Consider the following 10,064-nt stretch of genomic DNA (forward strand, 5'->3'; position numbering starts at 1 on the left):
GCTCAATAAAGGCTCGTTCGAAATTTTGAGCCGATAAAAAAACGTTTCTTATGCGCAGGAGAACAAAACGTGAACTTATTATTTGCAAGTGCCTTCGGATGGCCGTGAATATAACGCGTTTGCGCATTATCTTGCGTACACAGCGTTCACAAGCACAGCCTTTACAGCAGCGATGTAGTGAATGGTTTTATCGCGATTTCCGCAGTCAACTAGACCGATGCCTCGGTCAGATTGAACAGCAGGCTCCTGGTGCGTTGGTGCTTGATACACTGCGGCTCGATCTTGGCGACATATATGCGGACCGGTTCGAACGGGAGCTCAGTAAGCGCGCAATTGCGGCGCTGGCACGGGAACTGGCACTGCATGCCAGCTTGATAAAGGACGATACTGCGACATCATTGAAACGCGCTAACGTCAGTGTTGCCGAGGCAACGCCAAGTGCTCTAAACCTGATGGCCAGGCAAATGGATCAGACGCCAGATGATGGCTTGAAGCTTCTGCTCAATTATTTGGATACCGGCAGACTCCGTTCGCTGCGAGCATGGCTTCCACCAGGCAACCCCAACGCCTGGATGCACACACAACTCGACGCCTGGGAGTCCTGTGGCATAGCGTGGCAGGGGCGTATTGAACTAGCATGGCGTTGCATTGGTTTCATGGGCAGCGGGCGCATGGCGGCCACGTTTAACCAATCAGTATTGGCACGCCTGAGTCGATGGTTGCTGACTGCGGTGCCGACGGCCACCGTCGCCTCCTTGTCCGAGAGCCAGGCCGCACAGTGGTTGCCGCTAGCCGCAGCGTTTACGTTGCGGTACGACACGACGACAGGTCAGGTTTTGCGTGAGCGGCTTCGCCAGTTGGGGTGGCCGGCAAGCTCCATGCATGGAGCTTCTAGTCTGCTCCCCGAGGGATCTTTGCAAATCGGCAGCATGATAACTAGAGCTGCACATATAGGGCTTCGGACCGATGTATCTGAGCGATGGGGCAACCAATTGAGTTCACCAACGCTGAGGGAGGGCACCGCAGACGGCCCGCTAAGTGTATTGGGCCGGTCGATGCTGCTGACGCCGCCGTTGGCCGAGACGACGCGATTAGCGCTGCAGCTACTACTGAGGCAGTGGGCACCCTTGGCGCGCCCGCAACATTCTGATGCTCAGCGCTTACGCTCTTTGTTGCAGGCAGCGGTCTATGACGTCCCGAAGACGACGCGAACAGGCGAGTCACTTGTTGCACCGGCACGCATTCAGCCGCCGAGCTCGGAACAAGTGGACGCGGCGGCATCAGCTGCTACGCAACTGCATGAATTGCGCAGACGGTCGACGTCGGTTTTCCCTGAGATCGATGAAGAGGTAGGGCTGGTCTTCCATGGTGTGGGCATCGTTTTGCTTTGGCCGCTGCTGACCGGACTTTTCGAAGCACTCTCTCTGATCAAAGAGTCGGAATTTATTGACGACCACGCGCAGCGTCGGGCGGTGATGGTGTTGGACGCCCTGGTATGGGGGGATGGAGCACTGGCACCTTGGCGTTTAGAGGAGTTTTGCTATTGGTGTGGATTGCTTACTTCACAAGACATAAACCATCCCAGCGTATGGGAGTCGGTAGATGGCGATACACAAGCCCAACTGGATGAATGGCTATTAGAGGTACTCATACAGGTCCCAGCGTTGGACGGCTTTGATGCCCCAGCCATCCGCGCCTTATTTCTACAACGTTCAGGCCAGTTGGAGGCGGGTGAGTCGCCAGCGCACCTGACGATCGATGCACAAGCGCAGGACATTCTATTGCGAGATTGTCCCTGGCCGCTCTCGCACCTGACGCTGCCATGGTTGCCTCAGGTAATAACCATAAATTGGCTGACTATATGAACCTACATACATCTTCGACAGACGATGTCCTGCATGAAAACGCCGGAACATCTGCACGTGAAAATAGTACGCCGATCGACATGCTGGCGCCTTGGCTCGAGGCCGTGGATGTGGCTGTTCAACGATACCTGGCTCTGCAGCAGGCACGAGGTGAAGACCGTTTCGATATGGAGTCGATTATGATGCCCGCCGAAGAGTTGGAAGTTGATGGCTTGCGTATTCCGACCGGGCGTCCACTATGGCTGGATATGCGAGCGGAGGCCGTTGACCTTGTTGAGGAGTTACCCCCGTTAACTGGGTTGTTGGCAGGTGTGGCGAAACGGTTTAGCTTGGTGAACTTTGACATTCTTGCGCTCGTGCTGGGAATGATGCCCGCTTTGGAGCCGCGCTACGGTCCGCTGCTCGCTTTTCTGCAGGGCGACGAGCAGGCCGTGTGGCCCCATATAGACCTTATCTTGTTGTTATTTGGCGCGCAGGAAGAACGTGAACAGCGCCGTCTGCACTTGATTGCCGCAGACCAGCCCTTGCGCTGTGGTGGGCTAATGCATCTGTCGGAACGCTCCGGGCGAACCTCGAACCGTGAAGATGCCACGTACATGCGCACCTCGAACGCGGTTGTCGCCTACTTGAGTACCGGTATCGTGCCGTTATCTCAAGCGATGCTGGATGTCGGCCATTGGCTGGAACCCACCTCGCCCAATATGCTGGAACTCTCTGATGAATGGAAGCACTTTGGTGCGCGGTTGCAGCAATTCTGTTACCCACTTGTTGAAACCGTCACGCCACTAGTGTTACTGGAGGGGGCGGAGGATCGCGATAAGGTCTTGGCTCATATCGCTGCCGGGGAAAAAAGTCGGGCATTATTGTTGGACTTAGCAGCGCTGCCCGATGAGGCGCATGATGCGTGGCCCGTGATCTTGGAAGCGTTGCAGATCACCCGGTTAAGCGCAAGCATGCTGGTGTTGAGAAACTTTGGTGTGTTTGAACAAACATATCCCAACCTACTGCATGCACTTGATATGCGATTACGTACCCATGGACAACCTGTGGTGGTGTCGCTGCCAACCGATGCAAACGGACCTGGTCTACGTGAGTTGCCGCGATTGAAGATGGCGTTGCCGGCGCAAGCTCCTGGAGACGAAATCGCCGCGATTGGCGCGTTGTTGCTAGAGCACGCTAACGACGAGCCGCCTGAAGGCTTAACCCATCTGCTGAAACGTATCCACGTCAATCTGGATACGCTGAATTTCGCGATGCACGAAGCGCATTGGTACGCACAGCAGCGTGTCCCCAATGCAACGGTGGAAGGCGATGATATCTACCAGGCCCTACGCGCTAGAGCCCAACAGCAGTTCGGCCCGCTCGCTCAACGCCTGGAACCTCGTCGTGGTCTTTCAGACATTGTGATCAGCACGGGTTTGCGTGAACAGCTTGACGAAATACTCGCCGCCATCAGTTATCGCGATGACGTTCTCGGAAAGGGATTTGCGAAAAAAGTGGCTTATGGGGTGGGAATCAGCGCGCTTTTCTACGGGGAGTCGGGTACTGGCAAGTCAATGGCGGCAGAGGCGCTGGCGTATGAACTCGGATTGGATCTGATTCGTGTGGATCTATCGACCGTAGTGAATAAGTACATCGGTGAAACAGAGAAGAATCTATCAAAGATTTTCGACCTGGCCCAAGCTGACACCGGAGTGCTGCTATTCGATGAAGCAGACGCCCTGTTTGGGCGCCGTAGCGAAGTGAAGAATGCGCAAGACCGCCACGCCAACGTCCAAGTTTCGTATCTGCTGCAGCGACTGGAGCATTATCCGGGTTTGGTGGTGTTGTCGACCAACAATCGTGGTCATCTCGACAGCGCGTTTACCCGTCGACTAACTTTTATGACACGTTTCGATAAACCAGACGCGGCGTTGCGAGCCAAAATGTGGGAGCAGATTTGGCCAGCTGAGCTTGATCGAGACGCGGATATCGATTGGACCCAATTGGCTGATCGCGCCGAGCTAACAGGAGCTGGTATACGTAATGTCGCGCTGCTGGCAAGTTGGCTGGCAGCGCAAGCGCGACGGCCCGTCGGGAAAGCTGATATTGAGCGGGCGATGCGACGGGAGTTAGACAAGACTGGACGCTTGATAGGGGCGGCTGAAACGAATAGCCGCCAAGGTCATTAGGCGATCTATAGCGAGACGCAAGAATATTCAAATAAACTGTATTTTTTATTCGAGGAATAATGATGGGATTGCAAGAAAGTGATGATCGTATTCTACGTTTGAATGAACAAATCTATGAGGTTTTAAGGAAATACGTTAATGTTAATAGTGAGTACATTCGATTTGATATGCCTAATAAAGATCAACCGCCTGAGGCGCCGACGTTGTGTGTTTTTCTTTACGATGTTCAAGAGGATATGAAGCTGCGACAGAGCCAGCCAAGTATGACGCGATCCACGATCAGGCAATATACACCTGTAAGGTGCTGCTATTTATTGACCTATTGGGATCCAACGGCACAAGCATCGGGGCCGCGTAGCCAAACGATGATCGTGATGAACCAGGTGCTCAATGCACTATTAAATTTAGAATTGATTTTTAACCAAGACTCTGAAGAGGGACCAGTACTCACGCGTGTGATTGAGCCTACTGAAAAGTTGTCAAGTCTGGGAACTTTTTGGCATTCGTTGGGTGATAAGCCGCGACTGTGCTTGAATTTGACCGTTACGGTACCGGTTGGTTTGGCTCTTGGGAAGCCGAACGCTCCGGCTATTTCGCATTTAAGTCTGCTCACCGAGGCGGAGGGGCAAGATCGATTGTCCGACGATGTTCTACTGCACGAATTGAAAGCTGTACTGCTCAAGCATTTGGCACCCACCACTTCGCTTGTACGCGCGCAGATCCACAATTTAAATATGAACTTTCAATTCGAAAAAAGAGAGAGCGACATAGGAAAGGACCAGCTTAATGTGAGTTTGGTGGGCACGGTAGCACCGTCGGTACATAAGAAGATGAATGCGCAGCAGCTTGCCCAGCTGTTTGACATGTCACTTAATAACGTTACGACAACATTTGATATTTCCGAACTTAAGCAAACCACAAAAGAAGTGGGTGAAGGAATGTAAACCAGCCCGAATGCGGCGATGCTTGCAATCGTACTAGCAGATCATCGACGTCAACTACAGTTGGGGCAATGAGGTGAACAAATTGGCATGAGTATAGTGTCCCTGGGTCAAACTCATTTATACAGGCAGTAGCCAAGCCAAAGAATGAAAATGACATGCAGGCCCAGAGTGCCGCGTCTCTATAGCCGCATAGAACGAGTATCGATGGAAATATACCAATGGCGGAGCATCGATAAAAGTTGCCGTGGCACTATATCGCCATCATTCTGCGAGGCTTCATGGTACACAGAGGATTTTCAGCATCGTCATTGGACGACCTATTCCGTCAAGCCGCAATCTTTATAAAATCAGCGTTTTTCTGAAAATTTTGTGCGGTGAATCGTATCACTGAAAGAAATTTCTCGTCTGTCGGCCGAAATTTCGAGCTAATGAACATCTCTCTTGTTGATAGCCTAATCGGGATTTCCGCACAGCTGACACTGTCGTTGAAAAATTGAGTATCGACCCCCTCTTCACTGGTGTTTTTATCGGGAGGTACTATCCTCATGTTGTCCCAATTTCTGCAAGGACCACCTCTGGGAATCAGCTTATGCGTGATTTTTTTTGTTAAGTACGTGCCCTTCGTGCTAAGGAGTAAATATGCATAAGGTTTTAGTAGTAGACGATCACCCCTTTATGCGGGCTATCGTTGTAATGATCTTAGGTCAAGAAAATTTCGATGTGGTTGGCGAGGCTAATAATGGCGTCGACGCACTGCAACTTATAAAGCAGCATGAGCCCGACCTCGTAGTATTAGATATAGCAATCCCGAAGCTTGACGGACTGGAAGTCATTCGTCGAATCAAAAAACTTAAACTACGAACTAAGATACTGGTATTGACTTCTCAGCCTACAACGCTTTACGCAAATCGCTGCCGCCTGGCGGGCGCCGCTGGGTATATATCTAAAGTTGATGAATTGAATGAGTTGCGTAAGGCACTCGCTACCGTGATGTCAGGATATAGTGTCTTTCCCGTGCTTGAACATGACTCTGTTAATCGTGCCGATCAGGATGCGTCCGATGAGCATCTAATTAGTCGGCTTTCAGCTCGCGAGCTTGCAGTTTTACAGCATCTGGCGCGCGGAATGAGCAATTTGGAAATCGGCAATAGAATGTTGCTTAGCAATAAGACAATCAGCGCTCATAAAAAACGGTTGTTGGACAAATTAAATGTAACATCACAAGTGGCTTTGGCGGAATTTGCAAAGCGAAACTCAATAATCTGATGGCGTCATTTATGGGCAAAGCGTGCATTATTGTAGGGGCATTTTTAGCGCTGTCGTTGCAAGCGTTTGCCCAGGAAGACGTGCAGCGTTTGAACTTACTCGGACGTTCTGCGGTTGACGGATATCATCTTAACTTGACTGAGGCTGATAGGGAGTGGCTTAGAGCCAAAAAAAGCTTAGTGCTTGGCGTGTCGGTGGAGGATATCGCACCGCCTTTTGAGCTGGGGCTCGCTACTCATGATTATGAAGGGGTAGTGGCGGACTATGTTGGACTGCTCAGTCAACTCTTAAAGATAGACGTTCAGGTACATCGTTATGATACTCGGGATATGGCCCGTAAAGCATTAAAAGAAGGTCTAGTAGATTTTCTGGCCATGGCTCGTTCTGAAGATGCTGTGGATGGATTTGCGTTGTCAAAACCATATTCGGATGACAGGCAAGTACTCGTTAGTCGCGAGGACCCCGATAAATTAAGTGCTACGAACCTCGCTAAAAAACGTATTGCAGTAGTTGGACGATATTGGCGCCCAGATATATTCAAATCTACATACCCGCAGGCCAATTTCCAAATCTACCCTTCAGCGCAATCCGCCATCGGTGCTGTAGTCTTTGGCAGAGCTGACGCCTATTTAGGGGAAGCGATTCGGGCGAATTATTTAATTAACAAGAATTATTTAAATGATTTGCAGATATTGCAAATCCCGATAATCGATCATCAGCACTTTTCATTTTTGTTACGTAAAGAGCAACATAAGTTGTTAGCGGTGATAAATTCGGCAATCATGGCCATTCCGCTTTCTGAGCGTTTAAATATATTGCGTCGATGGAGCGCTGGCGGTGACAGTCTTTCAAGTCAGTTTTTTTTCAATCACAGTTTGACCATTGAAGAGCGTGCCTGGTTGCGACAACACCCGCGCTTGAAAGTCGGTATTTCGATAAATGATATTCCTGTATCTTTCGTGGACGGCAAAGGGCGGTTTCGGGGAGTGTCAGCCGATGTTTTGAATCGGCTCAGCATATTAATGGGCGTTAAGTTCGAACCTGTCTATCAGGAAAGTTTTTATGAAATACTGCCGCTAATAAAGGATAGTAATATCGATTTTTTGGCAGCATTGCCTAAAAGTCAATCGCGTGAAAAAGTTTTGGATTTTACACGCCCGTATTTGATTGAGCCTGTAGTGCTGGTTAATCGAATGGATGGGGATTCGATAAGTACTCTCGAGCACTTGGAGGGTAAGAAGTTAGCGACAATACGTGATTCAGCGGTCTGTGAGTTTGTTTCGGAGAAATATCCGAAAGTTAATCTCGTTGAGGTTAATAGCATTTCTGAAATGTTAATATTGCTCAATACGGGCGCGGTCGATGCTGCAATTGGCCCTCTACATGCTATACGTTATGAAATAAAAAGATCCTATCCAGATAGTTTGCAAGTGATTGGGTCACTTGATCAGCTTTGGATGCAGGTCGCATTTGCCACCCCTGCAGGTTCCCCTCTGTTGTACTCCATCTTAAATAAAGCGCTTTTGAGCATTCCGCCTAAGGAAATGGATGATTTAACAGGGCGCTGGCAGGGCGATTTTGCGATTGATGACAGTTATTGGACGAGACACCGTCATGACATCATCGAATTTTTGAGTATCGGCCTAGCAATATTGGTGACTGCGTTATTTTGGGTGGGGTACTTGGTGCGTCAGGTGCGTAAGCGGCGACAGGCCGAGCGCGCTTTGCATGAACAAATGGTTTTCATGCGTTTGGTAGTTAATGGTACACCTCATCCAATTTACGTGCGTGATCGAAAGGGTCGTCTGTTGATCTGCAACAATGCTTATTTAGAAACAATCGGGCTTAAGCGAGAGCAGGTAGTCGGCAAACTGCTCACAGAAACACCGCTGGATGTTACATCAGTCCGACTACTTCACGATGTCTATGTTAATGCACTGAGTCGCGGAATAGCTGTGTCTCAAGATCGGGTATTAACATTCGCTTCTGGTAAGGTTTTGAAAGTCTATCATTGGGTACTGCCCTACCACGATGAAAGGGGAGCGGTGGCTGGTATCATTTGCGGATGGTTGGATATTGGAGAGCGACTACGGCTCTTGGAAGAGCTTCATGAAGCTAAAGAAGATGCTGAGATGGCCAACAGGGCTAAGACCACTTTTCTGGCGATTATGAGCCATGAAATTCGAACCCCGATGAACGCTGTAATTGGTATGTTAGAAATGATGTTGAAAGGCAACGAAAAACGGTCAACCGATCTGTTTTCGCTTGAAGTGGCTGCGGGGGCCGCACGTGAATTACAAAATTTAGTTGGAGATATTCTTGATATTGCCAGGATTGAGTCAGGCCGTTTATCGCTAAGCCCCTCGCGTATGGGATTGCGCAAAATAGTTGAATCAGTAGTGCGCATGTTTGAGGGCGGGGCTCGACAAAAGGGTCTTCGATTAAGGTTCTACTTTGATCAAGCGGCTGAGCGTGACGTCTGGGGCGATTCGCTCCGGATTAAGCAAATTTTGTCCAACCTTCTAAGTAACGCTATTAAGTTTACATCGTCGGGCGAGGTTTCACTTGAGATCAAAGTGCTTGATACGTTCAACGAATCGTTGTCATTGTTAATAGAGGTTAAGGACAGTGGAATAGGTATAAGCGCAGAAGACCAACTTAAGTTGTTTAGTCCTTTTTCTCAGGCTAGCAACAATAATCAAAATGCTCGTAACGGTTCGGGGCTCGGGCTCGCTATCAGCAGAAGCTTATGCGAAATGATGGACGGCACGTTAGTCCTCTCGAGTATGCTTGGGGAAGGTACTCAAGCCAGTGTTAATTTGCGGCTGCCTATTCTCAAGCCTCTATCCGCGGCTGACACTGAACAAACAGTTCCCGTTCAGTTGAGTAAGGCACTCAATATTTTGGTTGTTGACGACTATCCTGCCAATAGACTGCTATTGGCTCAACAACTAGAGTATCTAGGACATAAAGTAGTGACCGCTGAAGATGGGGCGAAGGGATTGGAAGCTTGGCGCAACGGAAACTATGAGGCAGTGATTACTGATATCAATATGCCTTTTATCTGTGGCGGAGAACTCACTCGTATTATTCGCTCGGAGGAGGGCGGTAAGAAAACTAAAAGGTGTCTCATTTTAGGCTTCACTGCCAATGCTCGTCCAGAAGAGCGGCAACGCTGTTTGGATGCTGGAATGGATGATTGCATGTTCAAGCCGGTACGGCTTAACGATCTCAGCGCTCGTGTGGGTATTGCGCGTCTGCATGCACTTGAGGAAACAGGAAACTTGGCACTTGGCAGTATGTCCGAGCGAAACAGCAAGCCTATTGATGTGAGTAATATTATTGAGCTTGCGCGCGGTGACAAAGCTGGTGTGAAGGCTTTGCTCAGTCATTTACGGGACAGTAACATTGAAGATCTGCAACTTTTGACCAAGTTAGATCATTCCCGTGAAATAACTGCCATCGCCGATTTAGCGCATCGAGTTAAAGGCGGTGCACAGGTGATAAATATGCAAAGCCTAATTGAATGTTGTGAGGCGGTTGAAAGTGCTTGCGAACGGCAAGATATAGACGCGCTTGGTCTTGAAGTTGTCGCCTTGAAACAGACAATGCACGAACTAAATAATGCACTTTTGAATTTTTAGTGTTAGCCTGCGTTGGCATAACGGCCCCATCGTGATTAGCGAGTTGTGTGTGATACTAAAAGATCCCTTCACTAGCGATTACAGCTGTCACGTAACGCTGCGAGGAATTCTTAACGTTAGACCGATTTGAGTTTCTTGATAGTCGTGGAGTTTGACGGGTCGCGGTAGGATGGC

The 10,064-nt window shown here is 49.5% G+C and carries 5 protein-coding genes; all 5 read left to right on the forward strand.

Annotated elements, in window-relative coordinates:
* Positions 1-98: 98 nt before the first annotated feature.
* The 5 genes from KVH01_RS22435 (at position 99) to KVH01_RS22455 (ending at position 9,890) form a co-directional block, all read left to right on the forward strand.
* Complete coding sequence (locus KVH01_RS22435) at positions 99-1,865, forward strand: contractile injection system tape measure protein (protein ID WP_217882950.1); 1,767 nt, start codon at positions 99-101, stop codon at positions 1,863-1,865.
* On the forward strand, positions 1,850-4,036 hold the full coding sequence (locus tag KVH01_RS22440; RefSeq protein ID WP_217882951.1) for an ATP-binding protein: 2,187 nt from the start codon (positions 1,850-1,852) through the stop codon (positions 4,034-4,036). The genes KVH01_RS22435 and KVH01_RS22440 overlap by 16 nt, the downstream gene beginning before the upstream one ends.
* A 62-nt stretch (positions 4,037-4,098) precedes the next feature.
* Entirely contained in the window at positions 4,099-4,980 is an 882-nt protein-coding gene (locus tag KVH01_RS22445; protein WP_217882952.1) for a Pvc16 family protein, read from the forward strand.
* 639 nt (positions 4,981-5,619) lie between these two features.
* A complete protein-coding gene (locus KVH01_RS22450; RefSeq protein WP_217882953.1) occupies positions 5,620-6,246 on the forward strand; it encodes a response regulator transcription factor in 627 nt (208 codons plus the stop codon).
* An 11-nt stretch (positions 6,247-6,257) separates the two neighbouring features.
* Positions 6,258-9,890: a transporter substrate-binding domain-containing protein gene (locus KVH01_RS22455; protein WP_217882954.1), complete on the forward strand. Its 3,633-nt coding sequence runs from the start codon at positions 6,258-6,260 to the stop codon at positions 9,888-9,890.
* The last annotated feature ends 174 nt before the right edge of the window (positions 9,891-10,064 follow it).

Source organism: Pseudomonas khavaziana, assembly GCF_019145205.1.
Lineage (GTDB): Bacteria > Pseudomonadota > Gammaproteobacteria > Pseudomonadales > Pseudomonadaceae > Aquipseudomonas > Aquipseudomonas khavaziana.

Coding starts and splice junctions, on each gene's coding strand:
- KVH01_RS22435 (WP_217882950.1), top strand. CDS start 99: ATGGCCGTGAATATAACGCGTTTGCGCATTATCTTGCGTACACAGCGT.
- KVH01_RS22445 (WP_217882952.1), top strand. CDS start 4,099: ATGGGATTGCAAGAAAGTGATGATCGTATTCTACGTTTGAATGAACAA.
- KVH01_RS22450 (WP_217882953.1), top strand. CDS start 5,620: ATGCATAAGGTTTTAGTAGTAGACGATCACCCCTTTATGCGGGCTATC.
- KVH01_RS22455 (WP_217882954.1), top strand. CDS start 6,258: ATGGGCAAAGCGTGCATTATTGTAGGGGCATTTTTAGCGCTGTCGTTG.